19 protein-coding genes and 1 pseudogene are annotated in these 25,902 nt (G+C 71.3%); 9 read left to right on the forward strand and 11 right to left on the reverse strand.

Going from position 1 to position 25,902, the window contains the following annotated elements; genetic code table 11:
* Positions 1-628: 628 nt before the first annotated feature.
* On the forward strand, positions 629-1,543 hold the full coding sequence (locus tag ADL15_RS47945; RefSeq protein WP_198171330.1) for an IS701 family transposase: 915 nt from the start codon (positions 629-631) through the stop codon (positions 1,541-1,543).
* Positions 1,544-2,254: 711 nt separating this feature from the next.
* Here the strand turns inward: ADL15_RS47945 and ADL15_RS47950 are convergent.
* The 10 genes from ADL15_RS47950 to ADL15_RS47995 form a co-directional block, all read right to left on the reverse strand.
* The gene (locus tag ADL15_RS47950) at positions 2,255-4,018 is read right to left on the reverse strand and encodes an ABC transporter ATP-binding protein (RefSeq protein ID WP_198171331.1); all 1,764 of its coding nucleotides are present in this window, start codon (positions 4,016-4,018) and stop codon (positions 2,255-2,257) included.
* Positions 4,008-5,918, reverse strand: a complete 1,911-nt coding sequence (locus ADL15_RS47955) for an ABC transporter ATP-binding protein (RefSeq protein WP_083972617.1) — start codon at positions 5,916-5,918, stop codon at positions 4,008-4,010. Before ADL15_RS47955 ends, ADL15_RS47950 begins: the two co-directional genes overlap by 11 nt.
* 10 nt (positions 5,919-5,928) lie before the next feature.
* Positions 5,929-7,551: a dipeptide ABC transporter ATP-binding protein gene (locus ADL15_RS47960; protein WP_067707221.1), complete on the reverse strand. Its 1,623-nt coding sequence runs from the start codon at positions 7,549-7,551 to the stop codon at positions 5,929-5,931.
* A complete protein-coding gene (locus tag ADL15_RS47965) occupies positions 7,548-8,426 on the reverse strand; it encodes an ABC transporter permease (protein ID WP_083972618.1) in 879 nt (292 codons plus the stop codon). The genes ADL15_RS47960 and ADL15_RS47965 overlap by 4 nt, the downstream gene beginning before the upstream one ends.
* The gene (locus tag ADL15_RS47970) at positions 8,423-9,397 is read right to left on the reverse strand and encodes an ABC transporter permease (protein ID WP_067707224.1); all 975 of its coding nucleotides are present in this window, start codon (positions 9,395-9,397) and stop codon (positions 8,423-8,425) included. Before ADL15_RS47970 ends, ADL15_RS47965 begins: the two co-directional genes overlap by 4 nt.
* Positions 9,398-9,456: 59 nt before the next feature.
* Entirely contained in the window at positions 9,457-11,076 is a 1,620-nt protein-coding gene (locus ADL15_RS47975) for an ABC transporter substrate-binding protein (protein WP_067707226.1), read from the reverse strand.
* Positions 11,073-12,224, reverse strand: coding sequence for an acyl-CoA dehydrogenase family protein (locus ADL15_RS47980; protein ID WP_067707229.1), 1,152 nt, complete (start codon positions 12,222-12,224; stop codon positions 11,073-11,075). The genes ADL15_RS47975 and ADL15_RS47980 overlap by 4 nt, the downstream gene beginning before the upstream one ends.
* Entirely contained in the window at positions 12,221-13,432 is a 1,212-nt protein-coding gene (locus ADL15_RS47985) for an LLM class flavin-dependent oxidoreductase (RefSeq protein ID WP_067707231.1), read from the reverse strand. The genes ADL15_RS47980 and ADL15_RS47985 overlap by 4 nt, the downstream gene beginning before the upstream one ends.
* Entirely contained in the window at positions 13,429-14,166 is a 738-nt protein-coding gene (locus ADL15_RS47990; RefSeq protein ID WP_067707234.1) for an alpha/beta hydrolase, read from the reverse strand. Before ADL15_RS47990 ends, ADL15_RS47985 begins: the two co-directional genes overlap by 4 nt.
* Positions 14,167-14,440: 274 nt before the next feature.
* Positions 14,441-15,277, reverse strand: coding sequence for a LysR family transcriptional regulator (locus ADL15_RS47995; protein WP_067707237.1), 837 nt, complete (start codon positions 15,275-15,277; stop codon positions 14,441-14,443).
* Positions 15,278-15,376: 99 nt separating this feature from the next.
* Here ADL15_RS47995 and ADL15_RS57305 point away from each other — a divergent pair.
* The 5 genes and pseudogenes from ADL15_RS57305 to ADL15_RS48015 all read left to right on the forward strand — a co-directional run.
* Positions 15,377-16,330 (forward strand): annotated as a pseudogene (locus ADL15_RS57305) (ketopantoate reductase family protein); the annotation flags it as partial.
* 141 nt (positions 16,331-16,471) lie between these two features.
* A complete protein-coding gene (locus tag ADL15_RS57310; RefSeq protein ID WP_394327003.1) occupies positions 16,472-17,353 on the forward strand; it encodes a sulfurtransferase in 882 nt (293 codons plus the stop codon).
* Positions 17,350-18,672: an FAD-binding oxidoreductase gene (locus ADL15_RS48005; protein WP_198171333.1), complete on the forward strand. Its 1,323-nt coding sequence runs from the start codon at positions 17,350-17,352 to the stop codon at positions 18,670-18,672. The genes ADL15_RS57310 and ADL15_RS48005 overlap by 4 nt, the downstream gene beginning before the upstream one ends.
* A 93-nt stretch (positions 18,673-18,765) precedes the next feature.
* Entirely contained in the window at positions 18,766-21,573 is a 2,808-nt protein-coding gene (locus ADL15_RS48010) for an FAD-binding and (Fe-S)-binding domain-containing protein (RefSeq protein WP_067707240.1), read from the forward strand.
* Positions 21,570-21,968 (forward strand): GNAT family N-acetyltransferase, encoded by a 399-nt coding sequence (locus ADL15_RS48015; protein ID WP_067707243.1) that lies wholly within the window; start codon positions 21,570-21,572, stop codon positions 21,966-21,968. Before ADL15_RS48010 ends, ADL15_RS48015 begins: the two co-directional genes overlap by 4 nt.
* Before the next feature lie 268 nt (positions 21,969-22,236).
* Here ADL15_RS48015 and ADL15_RS48020 read toward each other — a convergent pair whose 3' ends face one another.
* Complete coding sequence (locus ADL15_RS48020) at positions 22,237-23,229, reverse strand: LLM class flavin-dependent oxidoreductase (protein ID WP_198171334.1); 993 nt, start codon at positions 23,227-23,229, stop codon at positions 22,237-22,239.
* 159 nt (positions 23,230-23,388) lie between these two features.
* Between ADL15_RS48020 and ADL15_RS48025 the strand changes: the two genes are divergently transcribed.
* Genes ADL15_RS48025 through ADL15_RS48035 form a run of 3 tightly spaced genes read left to right on the forward strand, consistent with a single transcriptional unit; the run spans position 23,389 to position 25,607 of the window.
* Positions 23,389-24,093, forward strand: coding sequence for a VOC family protein (locus tag ADL15_RS48025; protein WP_232345066.1), 705 nt, complete (start codon positions 23,389-23,391; stop codon positions 24,091-24,093).
* Positions 24,094-24,119: 26 nt separating this feature from the next.
* Positions 24,120-24,521: a nuclear transport factor 2 family protein gene (locus ADL15_RS48030; protein WP_232345068.1), complete on the forward strand. Its 402-nt coding sequence runs from the start codon at positions 24,120-24,122 to the stop codon at positions 24,519-24,521.
* Between the two features lie 42 nt (positions 24,522-24,563).
* Positions 24,564-25,607 carry a hypothetical protein gene (locus ADL15_RS48035; protein ID WP_067707247.1) on the forward strand — a complete coding sequence of 348 codons (1,044 nt, stop codon included), beginning with the start codon at positions 24,564-24,566 and terminating at the stop codon, positions 25,605-25,607.
* Positions 25,608-25,902 lie beyond the last annotated feature (295 nt).

The following is a 25,902-nucleotide window of genomic DNA, read 5'->3' on the forward strand; positions in this document are numbered from 1 at the left end:
GCGTCATGCCCGGCTGCCGTCGATCCTCGCCATCACCTCCAACGTACCGCCGCGATCCGATACGCCTGACCACCACGGACACATCGCAACACTCATCCGGTAACCGCCTGAACAGCACAAACGGAGTAGATAGTGAGGTCTGCGCCGACCGATCTGGTCACAGCTGGGACCACAGCCATCCTCCGGCACGACCGGCGTCCCTGATCGCCGGAACCAGGCCCGGCCGGGGACGCGCCGCCGGTGCCGGCTTGGATCGCCTCAACCCGGCGGGAAATGTCCTCGGCGACGCGGGCGGTTTCCTGGGCGAGGTCTCTGACCTCAAACGCCACGCCGGCGCGAGCCGCCTCGATGAGGTTTGCACAACTCGAAGGAGCGATACCCTCCCCGCTCGACGAACTGGCGGGTCAGCAAACGGAAGGGCACGTGAACCCATCGCTGCGTGTGGTCATCGGCATGGACCCCCTAAACGATCCGCCACCATCGAGGTGATGACCAGCGACGAGACCATCCGCGCAGCCTGCTGGTCGCGTAGAAATTGGCTCGCGTCATCTGATTCGTTACCGGACGGTGCTAGTGCTGCTACGGCGGATCACTACTTCGAGTAGTTCTGGTTCGTTTTCTGGACGTGGTGACGCTTGAGCAGGTTGAGGGTTGGGACGAGGCGTTCCAGGAGTTCTTCCTGGATTTCTCGCATCATTTCGGCCGGGTGGAGACCCGCTGGCAGGCACGGAAGTACCTGCGGGCGTTGATGGCCCCGATCGAACGGCGTAACGGCTGGACCCTCGCCGGGCATGCCGGCGATGCCACCCCGGACTCGATGCAGGCGCTGCTGTGCAGCCCGTGTTTCGACCGGGACGCGGTCCGTGACGCCGTCCGGGCCCGCATCACCGCAGAGATCGGGGATCCGGGTGCGGTGCTGGTCGCTGACGAGACCGGGTTCATCAAGAAGGGCAAACGCTCCGCCGGTGTCCAGCGGCAGTACACCGGAACCACCGGCAAGGTCGACAACTGCCAGATCGGGGTGTTCCTGGGCTACCACACCCGCACGGGACGGGCGTTGATCGACCGGGAGTTGTACCTGCCGGCATCGTGGACCGGCGACCGGGACCGGTGCCGCAGAGCGAACATCGGCGACGACGTCGCGTTCGCCACGAAACCGCAGCAAGCACGGGTCATGCTGGAACGCGCCGTCGATGCCGGGGTGCCGTTCGCCTGGTTCACCGCCGACGAGGCGTACGGCCAGAATCGCGGTCTGCGCGACTGGTGCGAAGAACAGGACATCCACTATGTGATGGCTACCCGCAAAGACCACGAGGTGCCCTCCGGACTGCATAGCACCACCCGCGTCGACACCCTGATCAGCAAGATCCGGGCCGGGGCGTGGCGGCGGATCTCCTGCGGCGACGGTGCTCACGGCCCTCGCGTCTACGCCTGGTATGCCCACATCACCCTGGCCATGGCCGCCGCCGCGTTCCTCATCGTCACCCGCACCACCGAGAACGCTTCTGGCAAACACCCGGCGACGGTGACGAGGACGGCCTGACCCCGCTGACCGTCAACGAGATCAGGCGCCTGTTCGCCGCCCTCGTCCTGACCGTCCAGCACACCGCGAGACACGTCCTGGCCTGGTCCGACTTCCGCCGTCGCTGCCTCCAACGAGCCCACAACTCCCACTACCACAAACGACTCAGCACGCTCGGAAGCTACGAACCTCCGTAGCAGTACTTGGCGACGCAAGGCCATCCCCCGGCGAGGCAAGACGACCGCCAGCCGGCGCAAGGCCGTCCCCCGGCGAGGGATGATCAGCGCCAGGTGACGCCGCGCCGCCGACCGATGCCGTCGAGTCGCCGGGCAGCGGGAAATCGGCCGTCCGCAGCTCGGCCGCCATCGGTGGCAACCCGCGCAGGACCTCGATGCCCCCCGGCGTCAGATCCACGATGAGGAATCCGCTGCCGTCCCGACGCCGCAGCGGCTCCCGGCCCCCGGCAAACGGCGCCAAGGCCGCCACCGCCGCACCAGCCACATCCGCCGGGACAGACAGGCCCGCCCGGACCGGCCCCACGTCCAGATAGCGATCCAGCGCCGCCCGGCTCCCGGTCCGCGCCGTCGCGGAGACGTGCTGCGGGCAGCACCCCACCGACCGCAGGCCCAGGAGACGCCGCGCCATCCGCAGCGCCTCCTGAACATCGTCACCGGTGTGAATGCGATAGACCGACGAGTTCCCCACGCCGCCGGAGTCTTCCAGCGGCCGGCGTCACGACGCCCGCTGGGTCCACGCGGTGACCAGGGCCGCATATGGTCCCGGCTCCGCCACCAGCACGTCGTGCGAGCCGGATTGCACCAGCTCGCCGTCCGCGAAGACCAGCACCCGGTCGGCGGAGGCCGCGGTCGGCATCCGGTGCGCGATCGAGATCGTGGTGCGCCCCTCGGTCAGTGACGTCAGCGCCCGCTGCACCGCCGCGTCCGTCGCCGGGTCGATGCCCGACGTCGCCTCGTCGAAGATGACCAGGTCCGGGTCGGCGAGGGCGGTCCGGGCCAGGGCCACGAGCTGACGCTCACCGATCGAAAGACCTTCTCCTCGTACGCCCACCGCAGTGTCCAGCCCCTCCGGAAGCGTCGCCAGCCACTCCTGCAGACCCAGCCGTCGCAGGATCCGCGACACGTCCGCCCGGGACGACGAAGCTCGCCCCAGCAGCACGTTGTGCGCGATCGTCCCGTCGAACAGGAACGGGTCCTGTGGAACGATCACCACCCGCCCGGCCAGGTCACCGAGCCGTTCGACGGGCACCCCGGACAGCTCGATCCGGCCGGCCTCGGCACCGAGACGCCGGGTCAGCAGCTTCGCGAACGTCGACTTGCCCGACCCGGTCCGGCCGACCACCGCCACGTGCTCGCCCGGTTCGATCCGTACCGAGACGTCGCGCAGCACCGGCGGCCCGCCCGCGTACCGGGCCGAGACCCCGGTCAGCACCACGCCGACCGGCCCGGCCGGCAGCGCGACACCGTCCGGCAGCAGCGCGGACGGCGTGGTCACCAGTTCCAGGGCGCGCCGCCACCCGGTCAGCGCGTTCTGCGCCTCACCCAGGCTCTGCACCACGAACTGCAGCGGCCGGACGAAGAACGTCACCAGGAACACCATCGCGACCACCTCCCCCGGGCTGAGCCGCGGCGTGGCGGGCGAGCCGGCCAGCGCGAACCACACCCCGCCGAGCAGCACCGTCACGGTCATCGTGGAGATCGCCAGCTCGCCCATCGACGCGTTGGCGTGCAGCGGGTTCAGCGTGCCGATCAGGCTGTCCCGCGAGCGGTCCACCGCGACGTCCAGCCTGGCGCGGGTCCGGGCCTGGGTGCCGGTGGCCCGGATCAGCGGGCCGCCCAGCACCGATTCGGCGACCGCGCTCTGCATGGCCGACACGTCCCGGCGGGCCCGGTCGAAGCGTCGGGCGATCAGCCGCTGGGTGCGGGTCATCGCGGCGAGCAGCAGCACCGTGATCAGCAGGACCGGCACGGCGAGCTGCCAGCCGTAGACCAGCAGGATGCCGGTGGCGATCAGCAGCTGCGCGGTGTTGGTCAGGAACTGGATGCCGCCGCCCTGCAGGAACGTGGTCACCTGGTCCAGGTCGCTGGTCAGCCGGGTGACCAGGTCGGCGCTCGGCACCCGGTCGGCGGTCGACGCGGCCATGTCGTGCACCCGGCGCAGCCCGGCGCGGCGCAGCCCGGCCAGCGCCGACTCGACCCGGCTCTGCAGCCGCCGGTTCAGCAGCAGCGAGGAGCCGCCGGCGAGCAGGATCGCCGCGGAGCCGACCGCGATGGACGGGCCGACCGTGTCCGGGTCCAGACCGGAATCGATCACGTGCTGAACGGTCAGCGGCGCGATGATCCGCCCGGCGCCGGCCAGCAACGCGAGCAGCAGGGTCACCGCGAGCCCCTGCCGCAGCTGCGGCGAGACCCGCACCGCGGTGGCGACCAGCCGCCGCGGCCCGATCCCCCGCAGCTCAGCAAGCAGCTCAGTGGACACCGCTGCGCTCCCCCTCCACAAGATCATCCGCACTGCCGGAAGCATGATCCGCAACAACGCCGGAAGCACCGCCGGAAGCAAGACTCGGAGCGCCCCCGGGAGCCAGGTCCGCGGCAACACCGGACTCCTGCTGATAGGCGTGCACGATCCGCCGATACTCCGCGTCCCCGGCCAGCGATGACGGGCTCCCGGACGCCACGATCCGCCCGGCCCGCAACACCACCACCCGGTCCGCCACGGCCACCGAGGCCGGCCGGTTCGTGCTGATCAGCACGGTCGGCCCGCCCGCCGCCACCACCTCGGTCAACGCCTCGAGCACCTGCCGCTCCACCCGCGGATCCAGCGCCGACGTCGCGTCGTCGAGCACCAGCAGCCGCGGCTCCCGCAGCAACGCCCGCGCCACGCAGATCCGCTGCCGCTGCCCACCCGACAACGTCGCCCCGCGCTCCCCGACCACGGTGTCCAGCCCGTCCGGCAGGCCGCGAACGATCTCATCGGCCGCCGCCAGCCGCAGCGCCCGCCACACCTCGTCGTCGGTGTAGGGCCGCCGATGGCGCGGATGCCCGGCCAGTTCCAGGTTGTCCCGGATCGACTCGGCGAACAGAAACGGACTCTGCGCCACCGTCGCCACCTGCGCCGGCACCGCGTCCCGGGTCAGCTCGCGTGCGTCGAGGCCGTCCAGCAGCACCTCGCCGGTGTCCGCGTGGGTCAGCCCGGCGGCCAGGTCGAGCAGCGTGGTCTTGCCGGACCCGACCGCGCCCACCACGACCGTGATCGTGCCGGGTTCGAGCACCAGGTCGAGGTCCGCGAGCAGCCGCCGGGATTGCCGGCGCACGCCGGCACCGCGCAGTTCGACCCGCATCGGTCCAGGTCCGCCGAGGTCCAGGTGCCCCTTCGGTACGACCTGAGCACTCCCGACCACGTCCTGCACCCGTTCCAGCCCGGCCGACGACATCGGCAGCATCGACAGGAACCTGCTGATCACATTCAGCGGAATGGCGATCGTGATCAGCAGGTAGACCACGCCGACCAGGTCACCCACGCTGAGGCTGCCCTGCTGCACCCGGGGCGCCCCGAACGCCAGCACGACCAGCACGGCCGCGGTCGGCAGCAACTCCAGCACCGGGTCGAAGAACGAGCTGACCGCCGCCATCCGCAGATCCGCGGTGCGCAGCCGCTCCACCCCGGGCGTGATCCGCGCGTCCTCCTCGTCGACGAGTCCCAGGCTGCGCACCACCGGCCCGCCCTCGATCGACTCGTGGGCGACGCCGCTGACCACGCCGCGGGCGGCCTGCGCGTCCCGGGCCCGCGGGGCGAGCAACCGTTGATAGGTCACGTTGAGCCCGAGCACCAGGCTGATCAGCACCAGTCCGACCAGGCCGAGCACCAGCGCCCGGTGGAACAGCTCGGTCAGCGCGAGCAGCAGCATGAACACCATGCCGACCGCGAAGTACGCGAACTGCATCGGTGACCACAGCGCGTCCACGTCGCCGGCCGCGTGCGCGAGCAGCCGGCCGGGTGAGCGGTCCCGGTGCCAGTCCGGGTGCAGGTCCAGGTAGCGGCGGACGACCGCGCGGCGAGTCTCGGCCTGGGCCCGGTACTGGACCCGGCCGGTGCTGACGCCGCGGATGAAGATGGTGCCCCAGCGGGTCGCCGAGACGCCCATGATGAACAGCGCGCTGAGCCACCAGGCACTGGCCGGCACGTGCCCGCCGGTGAGCGCCGGGATCACCAGGTGGTCGGTGGCCCACGCGATCGCGGACGCGCCGACCACCATCGTCGACCCGTTGATCAGCCCGGTCACCGTGGCGACCAGCGCCGCACCGGGATTGGCCCGCGCCCCGGCGAACTGCGCGGCGAGCGCGGAGCGACGGCTGAGATCAGGTGCGCGGTTCTCCAAGGATAAGGGCTCAGCGGGTGACGACACGGCGGCCCGGGATGGCGTCGATCAGCTCGCGGGTGTACGCGCTGCGCGGATTCGCGAAGACCTCCGCGGCCGGCCCCTCCTCGACCACCTTGCCCGCGCTCATCACCGAGACGGTGTGCGAGATCTGCGCGACCACGGCCAGGTCGTGCGAGACGAACAGGTACGACAGCCCGAGCTGGTCCTGCAGGTCGGCGAGCAACCGCAGGATCTGCTCCTGCACCAGCACGTCCAGCGCGGAGACCGGCTCGTCGAGCATCAGCAGCTCCGGCTCCAGGGCCAGGGCCCGGGCGATCGCGACCCGCTGGCGCTGCCCGCCGGACAGTTCGGCGGGCAAACGGTCCAGGTAGGAGGCGGGCAGCGCGACCTGGTCGAGCAACTCCCGGGCGCGGGCCTCGCGGCTGCGCCGGTCGCCGATCCGGAACGACACCAGCGGTTCGGTGACCGACTGCCGGACGGTGAACTTCGGGTCCAGGGTGGCGAACGGGTCCTGGTGCACGAGCTGGGCCTTGCGGCGCAGCGGGCGCATCCGGTTCCACGACAGCCCGGAGATCTCGGTGCCGTCCAGCACGATCGAGCCGCTGGTCGCCGACTCCAGGCCGAGCGCGATGCGCAGCGTGGTGGTCTTCCCGCAGCCGGACTCGCCGACCAGCGCGTGGGTACGCCCGCGCGGCACGGTCACCGACACGTCCTCGAGGGCGTTGAAGCCACGCTTGCCCCGGCGCGGGTCGGCGACCGGGAACGTCTTGCCCACCCCGGTCAGGGTGAGAATCGGCTCGGGCGTGGGCTCATGGCGTACATCAAAATGGGCGACCAGCTGACCGCCGTGCGCCAGACGCGGAGCCGCGGTGATCAACTGCCTGGTGTAGCCCTCACGCGGAGCGTCGAGGATGGTAACCGGATCACCCTCGTCGACCTTGCGCCCGTGCCGCATCACCACCACCCGGTCGGCGCGATCGGCCGCGACGGCCAGGTCGTGCGTGATGATCAGCAGGGAGATGCCCTGCTCGCGGACCAGGCCGCCGAGGTGGTCCAGGATGCGTTTCTGCACCGTCACGTCGAGCGCGCTGGTCGGCTCGTCCGCGATGATCAGTTTCGGGCGTCCGGCCAGGGCGATGGCGATCAGTACGCGCTGGCGCAGGCCACCGGAGAGCTCGTGCGGGTACTGCCGCACCCGCAACTCGGGGTCGGGGACACCGGCCTGGGTGAGGAACTCGAGCGCCTCGGCCCGCGCGGCCGGCCCGCTGATCCCGCGCAGCGTGACCGCCTCGGCGATCTGGTCGCCGATCCGCTTGGTCGGGTTCAGCCCGACCATCGGGTCCTGCGGGATCAGCCCGACCGTCGAGCCGCGCAACCTGCGCAGCACACGCTCGCCGGCCTGGGCGGTCTGCACGCCGTCGACCAGGATCGAGCCACCGGTGATCCGGCCGTTCGCGGGCAGCAGCCCGATCAGCGCGTTCGCCGTGCTGGTCTTGCCGGAGCCGGACTCGCCCACGATCGCGACCACCTCGGCCTCGCCGACGGTCAGATCCAATCCGGTCACCGCCGGCTGGATGTGCCGGTGCCGGACGTAGCCCACGTCCAACCCGGTGATCTCGACGAGGCTCATCGGGAAGGCTCCTGGAAGGTCTTGGCGATGTGGTTGAGGCTCAGCACCAGCAGGGCCACGAAGACGCCTGGCAGCAGGCTCAGCCACCACGAGGTGACCAGGTAGTTGCGGCCGTCGGCGATCAGCGTGCCCCACTCGGCGGCCGGCGGGGCGGCGCCGAAACCGAGGAAGCTCAGCGACGCGATCGCGATGATCGCCACGCCGGCGTCCAGGACGGCGAGCACCGCGACCGGGCCCCAGGAGTTCGGCAGGATGTGCCGCAGCAGGACCCGGCCCCAGCTGGCGCCCCCGGCGCGTGCGGCCTCCACGTACGGAAGAGTTTTGACCCTGAGCACCTCGGCCCTCGTGGTCCGGGCGAAGCCCGGCACGATGCCGACGCCGACCGCCACCGCGACCGGGATGGTGCCGTAACCCAGCGCGGTCACGATGGACAGCGCGAGCAGCAGGCCGGGAATGGCCAGCAGCACGTCGATCACCCGCATCAGGAACCCGTCGGTGAGCCCGCCGAAGAAGCCCGACACGATGCCCAGGCCGAGCCCGGCGATCAGGGCGATGGCCAGCGCGATCAGGGTGGCCTTGATGGTCAGCGGGGAGCCGTGCAGCACCCGGCTCCACAGGTCGCGGCCGTAGACGTCGGTGCCGAACAGGTGCGCCGCGCTCGGCGGCTGCATCGACGACTCGGGGTGGGTGCCGTACGGGTCCTGCGAGGTGAACAGGCCGGGGCGGAACGCCACCGAGATCACGAACAGCACGTAGAGCGAGGCGAGCAGGAACCCGGGCTTGCGGGCCAGGGTCCCGAGCCGGCCACCGTGCCGGGTGCGGGTCTCCTCGGCCGGTGTGAGGATCGGATCGGTTTCGGTCAGCACGGCGGTCATACCGCAACCACCTCCGGGGCAGTGACCTTGGCGCGGACGTGTGAGATCCGCGGATCGAGCAGCGGGTAGAGCAGGTCGACGACCAGGTTGACGGTGACGAACACCGTCGCGGCCAGGGTCACCACGGCGAGCACCACCGGCACGTCCTGGCTCAGCACCGCCTCCTGGGCGAGCTTGCCGACACCTTCCCGGGTGAACACCGTCTCGACCACGATCGAGCTGGTCACGGTCAGGCCGACGATCACGCCGAGGATGGTCATCGCGGGTAGCGCCGCGTTGCGGAACGCGTGCCGCAGGTGCACCGCCGTACGGGAAAGGCCCTTTGCCCTGGCAGTGATGATGTACGCCTGGGACAACGTCTCGTCGAAACTCTTGATCAGCACCTGGGCGAGCACCGACGAGGTCACCACCGCGATCGTGGCCACCGGCATGACCAGCGAGGCCACGCCCTCGGTGCCGGTCGCCGGGAACCAGCCGAGCTGGAACGACAGGAACTGGATCAGGAACAGCGCGATGAAGAACTGCGGGAACGACGCGCCCAGCGCGGGCAGCCGGGTGAGCACCAGCCGCAGCGGGTTCCAGCGCACGAAGGTGGCCAGGTAGGCCAGTGTCGACCCGGCGAGCAGCGACACCACCGCGGCGGAGACGCTGAGCAGCAGGGTCGAGCCGATCCGCTGCCCGATCAGGTCGAGCACCGGCACCTGCTGGCTGAGCGAGTCACCGAAGTCGCCGTGCAGCACCCCGGACAGGTGCTGCCAGTACTGCTCCCCGATCGACTGGTCCAGGCCGAACTTGTGCTGCATCGCGGCGAACTGGTCCGGGGTGAGACTGTCCTGTTCGATGCCGGCGGCGGCCAGCTGCAGCTGCATCGGGTTGCTGGGCAGCAGGTACAGGATCGCGAAGGTGAGCGTGAACGCCGCCCAGAGGACGACTGCCGCCTGGACGATGCGACCCACGACGTACCGGGTCATCTCTTGCCTTTCGTCGTGCCCGGGTGCGCCCCGCCGACGGTGGCGGGGCGCACCTCAGGTCAGTCCTTCGTGACGTCGTTGAGCTTGAGGAAGCTCTCCGAGGTGAACGCGAAGCCGTGCACCTTGCTGCTGACGCCGGCCTTCTGCACCCGCTCGAACAGCGGGATGGTGACGCTCTGGTCGACCAGGTAGTCCTGCAGCTCGGCGTACGCCTGCTCGGTCTGCTTCTCGTCGGTGGTCTGCAGCGCCTTGGCGAACAGGTCCTGGACCTTCTTGGTGACGTCCGGGGTGGTGGCGTTGGTGGCCAGGGCCTTGGAGTTGGCCACCTCCGGGTTCAGGATGAACTGCAGCGCGCCCGGGTCGGCCCGGGTGAAGTACGTGCTGGTCAGGTCGTAGGAGCCCTCTTTGAGGTAGGTCACCTGCTGCGCGGTGGTCAGGGTGCGCAGCTTGAGGTCGATGCCGACCTGCTTGAGCTGCGCCTGCAGCAACTCCGGCCCGGCCGCGCCGACCGTGATCGGGTAGTCGATGGTCAGCTGCTTGCCGGCCTTGGCCCGGATGCCGTCCGCGCCGGGAACCCAGCCGGCCTGGTCGAGGATCTTCTTGGCGCCCTCGGGGTCGTAGGCGAGTTTGGCGGCCAGCGACGTGAAGTACGGCGTGGTCGTCTCGAACGGCCCCTCGACGGTCGGGTAGTCCGCCCCGAAGATCGTGGTGGCGTACGTCTTGCGGTCGATCGCCTTGTTCAGCGCCTGCCGGATCAGCGGGTCGGCGAGCGGGTGACCGGCCGTGGTGTTGCCGTACAGGTTGTAGGCGACGCCGGGCAACGCTCGCTTCTCCACCTTGTCACCGGACTTGGTGATCAGCGTTTCGTCCTGCGGCGAGAACGGGTTGCGCGGCCACGCCACGTCGGTCGCGCCGCTGACCAGGTTGCCGGTGCGGACGCTGTCCTCGGCGACGTAGTTGAACAGCACCTTGTCGAGCTTGGCCTCGCCGGTGTTGGTGGAGAGCGCCGAGCCCCAGGCGTATCCGGCCCGCTTGGTCAGGACCGTCTCGACCTTGGCGGTGTAGTGGTCCAGGGCGAACAGGCCGGAACCGACCACGCCCTTGCCGGTGCACCGGTCGGCCGGGGTGAGCGCGAACTCGGCCGGGTCGGTGATCGCCAGGTTGGTGGTCGAGGTGGCCTGCAGGAACGACGAGTTCGGCTTGCTCAGGTCCAGCTCGACCGTCAGCGGGTCGACGACCGTGGCGCCGGTCAGGCCCTGGATGTAGGAGGCGCCGTAGGCCGCGCCGTTGGTCGCCTTGACCGTCTCGATCCAGCCCTTGACGTTGTCGGCGACCGCCTGCGCGTCAAGTTTCTTGCCGTTGGCGAACGTGACGCCGTCGCGCAGCTTGAACGTGTAGGTCAGGCCGTCCTTGCTGATCTCCCAGCTGGTCGCCAGCCAGGGCACGATCTTGCCGGTGGCCGGGTCCTGGTCGGTCAGCGAGTCGGCGAAGTTCCGGATGATCGACCGGCTCTCGATCCAGTAGACCTGGAACGGGTCGATGCAGGAGAACGTCGGGTTGTCCGGCCAGAACGACACCTTGAGGGTCTTCTGCGCCTCCGCGGAGGACGCGGCGTTGTCGCCGCAGCCGCTCAGGGCGAGCAGGCCCGCAGCGGCGGCGACGGCTACATATCTCTTCATTTTTCAGATTCCTTTTTCAGTACGCGACGTCCGCTCGCGAGCAGCACGGCGTCCTCCTGGGGAGGGTGGACCCGGATGCAGAGGGCGTCGCGCAGGTGGCGTTCCAGGGGGTGGTGACGGGAGAGTCCGGGGTTGCCGAGCGCGGCCACCGCGGTCTGGGTCGCGGCGATCACCGAGCGGGCGATGGCCACCTTGATCGCGGACAGTTCGGGGAGGAGGCCGGGGTCGCCGACCTCCAGGCGCAGCAGCGCGCCGTGCAGCAGCGTCTCGGCCTGCACGACCTGCAGGTCGATCTCACCGGCGACGGATTGGATCCGCTCGGTCTCGGCGATCGGGCGGCCCAGTGCGGCCGGCACCCGGTGGCGGGCGTATTCGGCGAACGCGCTGCGGGCGGCCCGGGCCACACCGATGTAGAGGGCCGGGTGACCGAAACTGCCCGGGCCGGTGGCGGCGGCCGGGTCGCGGTAGACGCCGTCCGCGCCGCGCGGGATCTCGACGAACGCGTCCAGCGGCAACCGGACGTTCTCGTAGATCACGTCGTGGGTGTTCGAGGCGCGCAGCCCGATGTGGTCCCAGGTGTCGACCCAGGTGATCCCGTCGCTGTCGCCGGCCACGATCGCGTGTCCGACCCGGTCGTCGTCGGTGACCGCCCAGACCACGTGGTAGGCCAGGCCGGTGCCGCCGGTGGCGTACGCCTTGCGGCCGTTGAGCAGCCAGCCGTCGCCGTCACGGGTGAGCGCGGTCTTCGGCAGGCCACCGCGCGCCGGTGCGCCCAGTTCGGGTTCGGCGCGGACCGCGTTGGCCAGCGCCGGGCCCTTCTCCGAGCGGCGCAGCAGGTCGTCGTAGGCGGCGGCCGGCCAGCTCGGGTGCACGGCCTGCGCCGCGTGGGTGCCGAGGTTGTTCGCGGCGAGCAGGGCGACCGAGGCGTCACCCTCGCCGAGCGCGGTGAGGATCCGCGCGGTGTCGCGGTGGCCGAGGCCGGGCCCGCCGAAGCGGGTCCCGACGGTGGCGGTGAGCAGGCCGGCCCGGTGCGCGATCTCCAGACCCGGCCAGGGCAGGTCGCCGGTGCGGTCGAACTCGGCGGCGTGCGCGGCGATCTCGGCGGTGACTTCCGGCAGCTCGTCGAGCTTCGGCGCGGCGAACGTCATGGCTGCCCGGCCGTGGCGTACTTGCCGTACTCGGCACCGTAGTTGCCCAGGTGCTGCGACTGCAGCGGGCCCCGGCGGCCGGTCGCCTTGCGGTGCGCGAGCTCCTGGCGGACCAGCGGGAGGACGTGCCGGCCGTAGTCGGCGGCGTCGGCCAGGGTGTCGTAGCCGCGGATGGAGACCAGTGAGGCGCCGCGGTCGATGTAGTCGAGGATCGCGGCGGCGACCGTCTCCGGCGAGCCGACCAGGGCGGTCGAGGCGCCGGCCGCGTTGGTGACCGCGGCGGTGCGGGTCCACAGGGCGCGGTCGTAGAGCTCGGACTTGTCGGCGAAGTTCAGGGCGCGCTGGGAGCCGACGTTCTGCGGGGCGCCCTTGCCGAGCAGTGGACGTACCTTGCTGAAGTTCGCGGCGATCCTGTCGACGTACTCGTGGGCCTTGGCCCAGGCCAGCTCGTCGGTCTTCGCGGTGATCGGGCGGAACGTCACCCAGATCCGGGGCAGCGTGGTCCGGCCGGCGTCGCGGGCGATGCCGTGCACCCGGTCGATCTCGGCGCGCAGGTCGTCGAGCGGCTCACCCCAGAAGCTGAAGATGTCCGCCTTCGCCCCGCCGATCGCGAACGCCTCGTCGGACTGACCGCCGATCGAGATCGGGATCGAGCCGGCGTACGGCGCGAAACCCGGCCCGAACTCGTCGAACTTGTAGAACTCGCCGTCGTGGCTGAACGCGGCCGGTTCGGTCCACGAGCGGCGCAGCACGTCGACGTACTCCGAGGTGCGGGCGTACCGCTTCGCCTTGGGCAGGTAGTCGCCCTGGCGGGCCTGCTCGGCGTCGTTGCCGCCGGAGATCAGGTGGACCACGGCGCGGCCCTGGGTGAGCTGGTCCAGGGTGGCCAGTTTCTGCGCGCCGATCGTCGGCGGGGTGGTGTTCGGCCGCAGCGCGACGATCGGCTTGATCCGCTCGGTGAGCGTGCCGACCGCGGCGGCCGTGACGAACGAGTCGGCGCTGCTCGAGCCGTAGGGCAACAGCGTGTAGTCGTAGCCCGCGGTCTCCAGCGTCTCGACATACGTGCGGAAGAAGCCGAGGTCGATGCCGCGCGAGGGCACCGGGTTCAGCTCGGTCGACGGGTTCAGGTGGGTGAGGCTGATGAACTCGGCCTCGGGAACCGCGGTCTCCGGCAGAGCGCTGTTGTCGTCGAAGGAAGGGGTGCTCATGAGTAGGTCCTCTCGGTGCGGGCGAGCGCCGCGCCGGCGCGCAGACGTTCCAGGAACAGGACGATCGCGGCGGCGGCAGTGCGGTGGGTCTGGTCGTTGAGCACGTCGTGCGGTGCGCCGGCGATGCTCACCAGGTCGGCGCGGGGAACGGCGGCGTACCAGCCGCGCACGCTGTCGAGAGGGCTGATCGGGTCGGCCTGGCCGTGCAGTCCCAGGACCGGGACGGTGATCTCACCGGGCAGTTCCGGGGCGAACCACGCGGCGGGCAGGTCGGTGAAGAGCTCGCCGGCCCGGACCCCGGCCTCGGTGATCCGGCCACGGTGGGTGGGACAGGAGGAGCGGGCGTCCAGCTCGCCGGCCCAGTCACGGTGCGCCGCGGCCCGCGGGGAGGCCGGCAGGCCGGCCAGGATCAGCGCGGAGGCGCGAGGCAGCCGGCCGGTGGCGGCAAGACTTGCGGCGTACGCGGCGCCGGCGTCGGATCCGGCCACGATCCGCGGCTTCTCCGGGTCGGCGCCGGTGAGCAGCGCCTCGAGCTGCTCGCGGCTGCGGGCCTCGTCGTCGGTCGGTGCCGTGATCGCGTGGACCCGGTAGGCGTCGGCGGCGAGCCGGCGGCCGAAACGCTCGTAGACCTGAGCGGACTCGCCGCGTCCGGGCAGCAGGATCAGGGTCCCGCGCAGCGGGATCGGGTCGGGCTCGGTCCAGGTGAGAACGGTGTCCTCGGAGGCGAGAGTCATCGGCGCGACCTTCTGTGTCTTCGTCAGTCAAACTCTATAACGCCCACCAATCTAGTAGGCTTTTGTTTCCGCTGTCCAACGACGATCCGCGATCGCTGCGATCACCCCCGCTTATCGATCCCCCGCCAGCGCGCAGCGACGGCTGGCGCCCACGGTCCCCTCAAGCCCCGCGAGGCAGCCGCCAGCACCAGCCGCGGCCGCGCGCGCGGCGACGGCTGGCCGCCAGGGGTGTCTCGGCGGCGCCGAGGCACCCCCGCGGGCCAGCCGGGGGCCGTTACGCCGGGGTGAGGACCGCGCGGAGGCCGGCCTGGACCGCCTGCGTGAGAGCCGGGTCGGCGCCGGCTCGCACCCGGAGGCTGATCGCGGCGGGGGCCACGGCCGGCAGGTGGGGCTGCTCGGCCAGGCCCTCCGGCGTCGTGGCGGCCGTTGCCATCAGCGCGACGCCGAGGCCCGCGCGGACCGCGTCGAAGACGCCGGCGACATAGCCGCTGTCGCAGACCACATACGGGTCGCGGCCGTTCGCGGACAGGGCCGCCACCGCCCGGCGGCGCAGCACGCACGGCTCCTCGATGGCGACCAGCGGGACCGCCGGGCCGGGCGGCGCCTGCCAGCCGGCCGCCGCGTACCAGGTCAGCGACAGCGCGCCGACCGGAATGCCGTCCACCGAGGACGCCTCGGCCAGGTGCACGGCCAGGTCCAGGGTGCCGCGGTCGACGGCAGCGTCCAGGCGCCGGGTCCGGTCGATCCGGAACCGCACCTGGTGGCCGGGCAGCGCCGCGGTGACGGCGGGCAGGATCAGGTCGGCGGCGTGCTCGGTGGCGCCGACCGTGATGCTGGGCCGGCCCGGGCCGATCAGCCGGCGCAGCGCCTCGTCGTGCGCGGTGAGGATCCGCCGGGCCTCACCCAGCAGCGCCTGCCCCTCGGTGGTGAAGACCGCGGCCCGGCCCTGCCGCTCGACCGCGGCCCGGCCGAGCACCTTCTCCAGCCGCCGCACGTGCTGACTCACCGCGGACTGACTGATCCGCAGGGTCGCCGCGGCGCGGTGAAAACCGCCGCAGTCGGCCACCGCGACCAGGCTGCGCAGCGCGACGATATCCAGGATCTGACCCATGCCGCGGACGCTAGCAGCGCATCGATAAGCAACCGCGTTTGATTCCGATCGGAAATCAGTGTTGGACAGGCGCCACTCACGACAGCCATGCTGACCTGCATGACTTCGGCTCCAATTCCTACTGAACCTATCGGTGACATCGGCCACTCCTCTCGCTATGTGGTCATCGGCGCGGGCGCGGTGGGCGCGTCGATCGCCGCCGAGCTGCACCGCGCCGGAGTCGACACCCTCCTGGTCGCGCGAGGTGCCCAGCTCACCGCCCTGCGCGACAAGGGCCTCACGTACGTACGACCGGACGGCGCCCACCAGCTGCGCCTGCCCGTGGTGGCCGGGCCCGACGAGGTGGAACTCGCGGAGAACGACGTGCTCGTGCTGGCCACCAAGTCGCCGGACACCGCCGCGGCGGTCCGCGACTGGGCGTGGCGCCCGGTCAAACGCGCCGACGGCCGCACCGGGGTGGCGGCCACCGACCTGCCCCTGGTCACCCTGCAGAACGGCCTGGACAACGAGCGGACCGCGCTGCGCTCGTTCGCGCACGTGATCGGCGGCGTGGTCTGGATCCCGGCGACGTTCGTGGTCCCGGGCGAGGTGGTCAACCACGCCGACCCGGTCCCGGCCGTGCTGTTCCTGGGCCGCTACCCGGCCGCCCCCGGCACCGACCCGGTCGCCGAGCGGGTGGCCGGCGGGCTGCGCCAGGGCGGTTTCACCGTGCACCTGGTCGCGGACGTGACCGCGCACAAGGCCGCCAAGCTGCTCGGCAACCTGGTCAACTCCCTCGACGCGCTCTACCCGCCGAGCGAGCTGCGCGACGCCGCGGTGGCCGCGCTGCGCGCCGAGGCGACAGCCGTCTACGCGGCCGCCGGGATCGTCCCGGCCGTCCCCGACCACACCGGCTTCGGAGTCGCCGAGATCGCCACCCACCCGCGGGTCGGCAACTCGACCCGGCAGAGCCTGACCCGCTCGACCGTCCCGGAGACCGACTTCCTGGACGGCGAGATCGTGCTGCTGGGCCGCCTGCACGGGGTACCGACCCCGGCCGCCGCGGCGGTGCAGGCGCGCATCCACCGGGCGATCACCGAGACCACGCCGGCCGGCTCGCTCGACGACACCGACCTGGCCGCGACGCTGCCCGCGCTGAAGAAACGGCCGCTCCAGCCGGAGCAGGCCGCGGACCTGTCGCCGCTCTCCCCCGGCTTGCAGTCGCTCACGGTCCGCTATGGAACGGCCACCGACGACACGACGCGGGACACCGTGCTGGTCACCGCGCAGGAGATCTACCGCCGGGCCGCCGAGCCCGCCCCGCCGGTCCTGCTCGACGTACGGTGGGCGCTCGGTGATCCGCACGGCGCCGAGCACTACCGGGCCGGGCACCTGCCCGGCGCCGTCTACGTCGACCTGGACACCGAGCTGGCCGGAGCGCACGCGCCGGGCGCCGGGCGGCACCCGCTGCCCACCGCGCAGAAGTTGCAGTCGGCCGCCCGCCGCTGGGGCATCAGCCGGGACAGCACGGTCGTGGTCTACGACAACAGCGGCGGGCTCGCGGCCGCCCGGGCCTGGTGGCTGCTGCGCTGGGCCGGCGTGCCCGACGTACGGATCCTCGACGGCGGGCTCGCGGCCTGGCGGGAAGCCGGTTACGCGGAGGCGACCGGGGAGGCCCGGACCCGCCCGGCCGGGGACATCACCCTGAACGGCGGGCACCTGCCGGTGCTGACCGCGGACGAGGCGGCCGCGCTGCCGGCCACCGGTACGCTGCTGGACGCCCGCGCCGGTGAGCGCTACCGGGGCGAGGTCGAGCCGATCGACCCGCGCGCCGGGCACATCCCCGGCGCGGTCAGCAAACCGACCGGCGAGAACCTGCGGGCCGGGGTGCCGTACTTCAAGAGCACCGGGGAGCTGCGGGACCGGTTCGCCGACGTGCGCGGGCCGGTCGGCGTGTACTGCGGCTCGGGTGTCACCGCCGCGCACCAGATCGCCGCGCTCGCGGTGGCCGGGATCGACGCCGCCCTCTACCCCGGCTCGTGGTCGGCGTGGTCGTCGGATCCGAGCCGCCCGCTGGCCACCGGTGCACAGCCGTGACCGTGGCGTGGCTCGACCAGACCGGCGTCCAGTGGAGCACCGATCCGCAGGTGCTCGCGGAGAAGCGGCTGGACCGCTCCGGGTGGGAACCCGACGGCTCCCCTGCCGCCGTGGTCTTCCCGCGCACGGTCGCTGACGTGCAGGCGGTGCTGAAAGGCGCGCAGGAGACCCGTACAAAAATTGTTGCTCGTGGCGCCGGGACGGCCTTGACCGGAGCGACTGCCGCGGGCGACGGAGTCCTGGTTCTTGATCTTTCCGGGTTGAACCGGATCCTGGACGTGCGGCCGGCCGACGGTGTCGCCGTGGTCGAACCCGGCGTGATCACCGCGAACCTGGACCGGGCCGCGGCCGCGCACGGGCTGCGGTACGCGCCGGACCCGGCCAGCCTGGAACTGTCCACGATCGGCGGCAACATCGCCACGAACGCGGGCGGGCTGCGCTGCGCGAAGTACGGCGTGACCCGCGACGCGGTGCTCGGCCTGGACGTGGTGCTGGCCGGCGGGGAACGGATCAGCACCGGCCGGGCCACCCTCAAGGGCGTCGCCGGATACGACCTGACCGGCCTGTTCGTCGGCTCGGAAGGCACCCTCGGCGTGATCGTCGGCGCGACCCTGCGGCTGCGCCCGCTGCCCGAGCCGACCGCCACGATCGCGGCCTACTACCCGGACGTCGAGACGGCCGCGGCCGCGTCGGTGGCCCTGGCCGAGGCCCGGATCCAGCCGGTGCTCGCCGAACTGCTCGACCAGGCCACCCTGGACGCGATCGATCCCGGACTGCGGGCCACCGGCTCGGCGCTGCTGATCGTGCAGACCGACGGCGGGCCGGACGAGGCCGCGCACGCCGCCGAGGTGCTGGCCAAGGGCGCGACGCTGGTGCAGTCGGCCGGTGACCCGGCCGAGTTGCTCAAGGCCCGGCGCCAGGCCCTGCCGTCGATCGAGAAGCTCGGCCGGCCGCTGATCGAGGACATCGCGGTGCCGCGGTCCCGGCTGGCCGAGGCGGTCCGCCGGATCGGGGTGATCGCCGCGCGGCACGACGTGCCGATCTGCACGCTCGCGCACGCCGGCGACGGCAACCTGCACCCGATCATCGTGGCCGGCGCTCACGGCGAGCCGATCCCGGACGCCGCGACCCGCGCGGCCGACGAGATCTTCGCGCTGGCGCTGGAGCTCGGCGGGACGGTCACCGGCGAGCACGGGGTGGGCGTGCTGAAGCGGGCCTGGCTGGCGAAGGAGATCGGCCCGCTCGCCCACGACCTGCAACGGCAGATCAAGGCGGTCTTCGATCCGCTCGGCATCCTCAACCCCGGCAAGGCCATCTGAGCGTGTCCCGAGCTGCGGGAAGGCGCCGTCGCCCACGTCGGGCATGTCGGTAGGGTGCTGGCACTGCCCGCCGACAGATTGCCCTGGACAAACGTGACAACCGCTGCGATCTCCACCTCCCTCGTCTCCGCCCTGGCCGCCGCGGGTATTCCCGACGTGCTGACCGATGCGGCACACCGATCGGCGTATTCGAGCGACGCGTCCCTCTACCGGGTGGTGCCGCAGGCGATCGTGCGGCCGCGGCACGACGACGACGTGGCGGCGACGCTGCGGGTCTGCCGGGAGCTCGGGATCCCGATCACCGCGCGGGGCGCGGGCACGTCGGTGGCCGGCAACGCGATCGGCCCCGGCGTGATCCTGGACTTCAGCCGGCACATGAACCAGGTGCTCGAGGTGGACCCGGCGACCCGGACCGCGCGGGTGCAGGCCGGCACGGTGCAGTCGGTGCTGCAGGCCGCGGCGAAACCGCACGGGCTGCGGTTCGGCCCGGACCCGTCGACGCATACCCGCTGCACGATCGGCGGGATGATCGGCAACAACTCGTGCGGGTCACGAACCCTCGGGTACGGACGGACCTCGGACAACGTCGCCGGGCTGACCGCGTTCACCATCGACGGCGAGCAGCTGGTGACGAACCCGCTGACCGGCGCCGAGAAGATCGTCGACGAGCTGCGCAGCGTGATCGGCGCGAACCTGGCCACCGGGCGCACCGAGTTCGCCACGTTCGGCCGGCAGGTCTCCGGGTACGCCGTCGAGCACCTGCTGCCGGAGAACGGCTTCAACCTGACCGAGTTCCTGGTCGGCAGCGAGGGCACCCTCGCGGTGATCACCGAGGCGACGGTGAAGCTGGTCGCCGACCCCACGTACCGCACCCTGGTCGTGCTCGGTTACCCCGATTTCGGTACGGCCGGCGACGTCATCCCGGCCATCCTGGAGTTCACGCCTACCGCGTGCGAGGGCCTCGACCACCGGATCTGTGACGTGGTGCGCAGCCGGCGCGGGCCGGACGCCGTCCCGCCGCTGCCCGGCGGCACCGCCTGGCTGATGATCGAGATCGCCGGTGAGGACCCGGACGAGGTCCGTGACCGGGTGGAACGGCTGATCGCTGCCGGTCAGGCGCTCGACTCGCTCGTCGTCGAGGACCCGGCGAAGGCCGCACCGCTGTGGAAGATCCGCGAGGACGGGGCCGGGCTGGCCGGGCGCGCGCCGTCCGGGCTGCCCGCGCACGCCGGGTGGGAGGACGCCGCGGTGCCGCCCGCGCGGATCGGGGCGTACCTGCGGGACTTCGACAAGCTGACCGAGCGGCACGGGTTGAGCGCGATGCCGTACGGGCACCTCGGCGACGGGTGTGTGCACGTGCGCCTGGACTTCCCCCTGGACAAGCCGGGCGGGCCGGGCAAGTTCCGGGCGTTCCTCGAGGACGCGGCCGATCTGGTGGTCAGCTACGGCGGGTCGCTCTCCGGGGAGCACGGCGACGGGCGGGCCCGGTCCGAGCTGCTGAGCCGGATGTACTCGCCGGACGCGATGAACCTGTTCCGGCAGATCAAGCACACGTTCGACCCGTCGAACCTGCTCAACCCGGGCAACCTGGTCGACCCGGATCCGGTGGACGCGAACATCCGGGTGTCGCAGGCGCGCAAGGTGACGGTGCCGCTGGCGCTTGCCTATCACCACGACGGCGGGGACTTCAACCAGGCCGTGCACCGGTGCACCGGTGTCGGGAAGTGCCGGGTGGACACGACGGTGCTCGGCGGGGTGATGTGCCCGTCGTTCCTGGCCACCAAGGACGAGAAGGACTCCACCCGGGGGCGTGCTCGGGTGCTGCAGGAGATGTTGGACGGGGATCTGGCTCCGGATTGGCGCTCGGATGCCGTACACGATGCTCTTGATCTTTGTTTGTCGTGCAAGGGGTGCGCGTCGGACTGTCCGACCGGTATCGACATGGCGGCCTACAAGTCCGAGGTTCTGCACCAGAGCTACCAGGGTCGGACCCGGCCGCGTTCGCACTACTCGCTCGGGTGGCTGCCGCGCTGGTCCCGGCTGGCGTCGAAGATGCCGCGCTTCGCGAACCTGATGACCAGCCTGCCGGGGATCCGCGGGCTGGCGCTGTTCGCCGCCGGGGTGGACTCGCGGCGGTCGATCCCGACGTTCGCCGAGCGCACTTTCCGATCGTCGTTCACGCCGATCAGAACCGGTAAACCGGTGATCCTGTTCGTGGACAGTTTCACGGACCATTTCGCGCCGGAGATCGCGCAGGCCGCGGTCGAGCTGCTGACCGACGCCGGCTACGCGCCGCAGGTGACCAGCCGCAAGGCGTGCTGCGGGCTGACCTGGATCTCCACCGGTCAGCTGGACGCCGCCCGGCGGATCCTCGGCGCCACCGTGCACGAGCTGCACCAAGCGGTCAAGAAGGGCATCCCGATCGTCGGCCTGGAGCCGTCGTGCACCGGGGTGCTCCGCAGTGACGCGGTCGAATTGGTGGACAACGAGGCGGCCCGGGAGGTCGCCGCAGCCACCAAGACCGTCGCTGAGCTGCTCGCCGCCACCCCGGACTGGACGCCGCCGTCGCTCGAGGGCGTGCGGGTGATCGCCCAGCCGCACTGTCACCACCACGCGGTGATGGGCTGGGAGGCCGACGCCAAGCTGCTGAAGAACGCCGGCGCCACGGTGAAACGCCTCGGCGGCTGCTGCGGGCTGGCCGGGAACTTCGGGGTCGAACGCGGACACTACGAGGTGTCGGTGAAGGTCGCCGAGCAGCAGTTGCTGCCCGCATTGGACAAGGCCGAGGACGGCGACGTCTTCCTCGCCGACGGCTTCTCCTGCCGCACCCAGGCCGACGACCTGGCCGACGTGACCGGCGTGCACCTGGTGCAGCTGCTCGCCACGGCCCTGAAGAAGTGAAGATCCGTTCGTTCCGCTGGCCGGACTACGACGCGGTCGCCGAGGTGTGGGCGGCGGCCGCGCGCGAGGTGGTCCCGCGGGCGGAACTCGTCCGCAAACTGACCCGCGACCCGGAGTTGTTCCTGGTCTCGCTCGCCGGCGATCGGGTCACGGGCGTGGTGATGGGCACCTTCGACGGCCGGCGCGGGTGGATCCTGCGCCTCGCGGTCGACCCCGCGCACCGCCGCCAGGGCATCGCCGGCGCCCTCGTGCGCGAGCTGGAGTCGCGCCTCCGCGCGCTGGACTGTCCACGGATCAACCTGCTGGTCATGCCGGACAACGCGGCCGGGCTGCGGTTCTGGCAGTCCGTCGGGTATCTACCGATGCCTGACGTGCTGTGCACTAAACCCCTCTAAACCCTATTTGGTACGAATGGGGAAGCGCGCGTCCGTAGGCTACGAGCCGCGTCCCGCCCGTGGGGCGGCGCGAGGCCACCCCTTGGTTTCGGTCCTTGGCGCGCCTTTCGGGTTCGTCGGCTGGTGCTGGGGGCTGTCTCCAGGCGGTCGAGACGGCCGTGAGGACCAAGCTGGTCTACCGGCCGCAGATTTCCTCGCGGCTGCGCTGTCGGGCGCTGCTTCCTCGCCGCTGGTCTTTCGGCGGTGGATGGGTGGGCCGTGGTTTCGCCTATTGCTGCGATAGCGGTCGCTGTGGTGTTTCGGCAGCGTTTTTCCACTTGGGGATGAGGGTTGCTAGTTGTTGCAATTGGTGGTGTTGGGAATGTAGGTCTAGGGCTGCGAGGCGGACGATGATGTGGCGGGTGCCGGCGTTGATGTAGCGGTTGATGGCTGTGCGGACTCGGTCCGGGGAGCCGGTGATGACGGCCTGGGTGGTTTTCAGTTCGTTGAGGCTGAGGCCGTAGGTGGCGGTTGCGTAGGTTTCCATTGCTTTGAGGCTGCGGTTTTCGTCTTCGTCGATGTGCACGGTGACGAAAAGGGCAGGGGTGATGGCGTTGGTGGGGCGGCCGGAGTTGGTTGCGGCCTGGTGGATCTGGAGTAGGCCGGAGGCATAGTCGGCTGGGTCGGGTGGGTAGGGGAGCCATCCGTCGTACAGGCGGCCGGTGCGGGTCAGTGCGGTGGGGGTGGCGCCGCCGAGCCAGATGGGTGGGCCGCCGTCGTGGAACGGGCGGGTCGCCGTTGGGATGTGGTCGTACTGGAAGAACGTGCCGTGGAAGGTGGTGGCGCCGGACCACAGGGCGCGCCACAGGGTGATGGTTTCGTCCAGGCGGGCGAAGCGGTTCGGCCATGGGACGTCGGACAGGGTGTAGAACGGGCGGCCGAAACGGCCGGGGAAACCGGCGCCGACTGCCACGGTCAACCGGCCGCCGGAGAGCAGGTCGATCGAGGCGAGCGACTGTGCCGCCTGCAACGGGCGGCGGAGGAACGGGAGCAGTGCGCCGGTGCCCAGCGTCGCGGTCGTGGTGGTCGCAGCCAGCGCGGCCAGCATGGTCAGGGCTTCGATGCGGGGGCTGATCAGGGAGTCGTTGACGAAGAGCGAGGAGAAGCCGAGGCTTTCGGCCTCGCGGCCGAAGGCGATCAGGTCACGCGGGTCGTCGTCGGCGCCCCACTGGGCCTTGCCGGTCGGAAGAAGTACACCGATGTCCACGGCGATGATGGTCACCGGCGGCGGCGACACCCGGCAATTCCCTCGAAGGTATGGCCCCGGGACATGGTTGCGTCGAGAAGTGATCGGATGCGTGGTAGGTCGCTGCTGGTCACCGCATAGGGCTTCGTGGATGCGGAGGAATTTCGGCTGCGGGGAGTGGGCGATCGGCCTAGGGTGCGCGGGGTGGAGCTTTTTGCGATCTGTATCGATGCCAGTGACCCCGCGAAACTCGCTCAGTTCTGGGCTGGGGTGCTCGGCCGGGAAGTGAATGCCGATTCGGTTCTGCCGCGCGCCGAGGACGGGGGGTTCCGGATCCGGTTCGTGGACAGTCAGGTGCCGAAGGTGACGCAGAACCGGCTGCACTTCGATCTGACCAGCACGTCTCTGGCGGATCAGCAGGCTACTGCGGATCGGGCGGTAGGGCTCGGCGGGCGGCACATTGACGTCGGGCAGTTGCCGGAAGAGGGGCACATCGTGCTCGCCGACCCGGATGGCAACGAGTTCTGCGTGATCGAACCGGGGAACAACTTCACCGCCGGCTGCGGTGTCATCGGGACGCTGTCCTGCGACGGGACGCCGGAGGTCGGGCATTTCTGGAGTGCCGCGCTGGGCTGGCCGCTGGTCTGGGACCAGGACGAGGAGACCGCGATCCAGTCGCCGCAGGGCGGTCCGAAGATCTCCTGGGGTGGACCGCCGTACACGCCGAGGAACGGCCGGGACCGGCTGCGCCTCGACCTCGTCGCGGCCGAGGGTGAGGATCGGCAGACCGAGATTGATCGGCTGATCGGGCTGGGCGCGACGATCGTCGGCCCGGATCCGAGTCAGGCCGGGCGGCTTTTGATGACCGATCCCGACGGCAACGAATTCAGCGTGGCGTGACGCCGCGGGAGGTTTTTCTCGCGCTGGTGACCGGCGTCGCGGAGGGACGCGGGCCGGAGCTGGCGGACCTGTATGCGGAGCGGACCCACGTGGTGCACCCGTTCCATCCGTTGCGGCCACCCGCCATCGAGAGCCGCGATGAACTGCGGGAACACTTCACGCCGACGGACGAGAGCCGGCGCCTGCAGCGAACCGCGGAGCGAATCCGGATTCACGAGACGACCGACCCGGAGGTCATCGTCGCGGAGTTCGAGTACCGGGGAGTCGACACCGGGACCGGGGTGGCGTTCGTCCAGCCGGCGATCTTCGTGCTGCGGGTGCGGGACGGGAAGATCGTGGAGTCCCGCGACTACTTCGACCACCTGTCGACCGCGCGGAGCCGCGGCCAGTTGGACAGCTTGCTGGCCGCCCTCGAGGCGCGGACCTGACGGCAGCGGCACGCGGTAGCGGGAGCATGGTCGAATGGGGCCATGCTCTTCGCTCCCCTGCTCGCCGCCGCGGTGGCGGCCGGCCCCGTCTGCAAGATCGACGACAAGCGGACGGACGAGCTGTCCGGGCTGGTCACGACCGCTGACGGGTATGTGGTGGTGAACGACGGGGCGGACAAGGCGTCGCACCGGAAGATCTTCTACCTGGGCAAGGACTGCTCGGTGGAGCGGACCGTGTCGTTCCCGTCGCGGCCCCGGGACACCGAGGACATGCAGCTCGGGCGGGACGGGACGCTCTGGGTCGGCGACATCGGGGACAACGGCGAGAGCCGGGACACCATCGCGCTGTGGAAGCTGGCTCCCGGCGCGTCGGAGCCGAGTCTGCACCGGCTGTCGTACCCGGACGGGCCGCACAATGCGGAAGCGCTGCTGATCACGGCGGACGGGACGCCGATCGTGGTGACGAAGACGGCCGGGGTCGCGGGGGCGTACGTGCCGGACGGTGCGCTGCGGGCCAAGGGGACCACGCCGCTGAAGCGGGCCGGGGACGTGTCGGTGCCGATCACCACGACGAGCAACCCGTACTCGTTCCCCGGCCGTTTGGTGATCACCGGGGCGGCCAGCAGCGCGGACGGGACGCGGGTGGTGCTGCGGACCTATGCGGACGCTTTCGAATACGACGTGCCCGGCGGGGACGTCCTGAAGGCGATCACCACGGGGACGCCGCGGCAGATCCCGCTGCCGGACGAGCCGCAGGGGGAAGCGGTGGCGTACACGGTGGACGGGACGGCGCTGCTGACCGTTTCGGAGGGGTCGAAGCCGGAACTGATGCGGTATCCGCTCCCGGCGGCGGGCGCGGCGTCGCCGCCTTCGGCGGATCCGTCGTCGGGCGCTCCGGTTCCGGCAGAGCAGTCGGCGGGCACACCGGCTCCCGCGGGGGCGTCGGTTCCGGCCGCCGCGCCGGTCGCGGAGTCGGCGGAGGAGGACAAGCCGGCGCTGGCCCCGATCCTGCTGGTCCTGCTGGCCGGGACGGGCCTGATCCTGGGCGCGGCCGCGTTCGTGTGGCGGAGGCGATCCCGGGGCTGACCGCAGCCCGCGTTGCGGTCGGGGCCGACCGCAGTCCGCGTTGCGGTCCTACCGGCTGGCTGCCAGGGGTCCCTCCGGGGCCTCGAGGCACCCCTGAGCGCCAGCCGGGGGCCGCGAGTCGCGCCGCGGTCCGGAGTTGAGCGGTGCACGCGGTCGGCAGCGCCGGGCTGAGTGGGGCACGCGGTTCGCGGCGCGGCGCGGGATTGTCGGCTGGTTGCTGGGGGTGTCTCAACAGCCCTGAGGCACCCCTGAGCGCCAGCCGGGGGCCGGGGGTCGCGGTGGGGTCGGGCTGGGC

The sequence above is a fragment of the Actinoplanes awajinensis subsp. mycoplanecinus genome (genome assembly GCF_001509495.1).
Taxonomy (GTDB): domain Bacteria; phylum Actinomycetota; class Actinomycetes; order Mycobacteriales; family Micromonosporaceae; genus Actinoplanes; species Actinoplanes palleronii.

Bases quoted from the DNA above. Each gene is read 5' to 3' on its own strand.
- ADL15_RS47990 (WP_067707234.1), bottom strand. From the start codon at position 14,166: ATGACTCTCGCCTCCGAGGACACCGTTCTCACCTGGACCGAGCCCGAC.
- ADL15_RS47960 (WP_067707221.1), bottom strand. From the start codon at position 7,551: ATGAGCCTCGTCGAGATCACCGGGTTGGACGTGGGCTACGTCCGGCAC.
- ADL15_RS47985 (WP_067707231.1), bottom strand. From the start codon at position 13,432: ATGAGCACCCCTTCCTTCGACGACAACAGCGCTCTGCCGGAGACCGCG.
- ADL15_RS47965 (WP_083972618.1), bottom strand. From the start codon at position 8,426: ATGACCGCCGTGCTGACCGAAACCGATCCGATCCTCACACCGGCCGAG.
- ADL15_RS47970 (WP_067707224.1), bottom strand. From the start codon at position 9,397: ATGACCCGGTACGTCGTGGGTCGCATCGTCCAGGCGGCAGTCGTCCTC.
- ADL15_RS47975 (WP_067707226.1), bottom strand. From the start codon at position 11,076: ATGAAGAGATATGTAGCCGTCGCCGCCGCTGCGGGCCTGCTCGCCCTG.
- ADL15_RS48035 (WP_067707247.1), top strand. From the start codon at position 24,564: ATGCTCTTCGCTCCCCTGCTCGCCGCCGCGGTGGCGGCCGGCCCCGTC.
- ADL15_RS47995 (WP_067707237.1), bottom strand. From the start codon at position 15,277: ATGGGTCAGATCCTGGATATCGTCGCGCTGCGCAGCCTGGTCGCGGTG.
- ADL15_RS47980 (WP_067707229.1), bottom strand. From the start codon at position 12,224: ATGACGTTCGCCGCGCCGAAGCTCGACGAGCTGCCGGAAGTCACCGCC.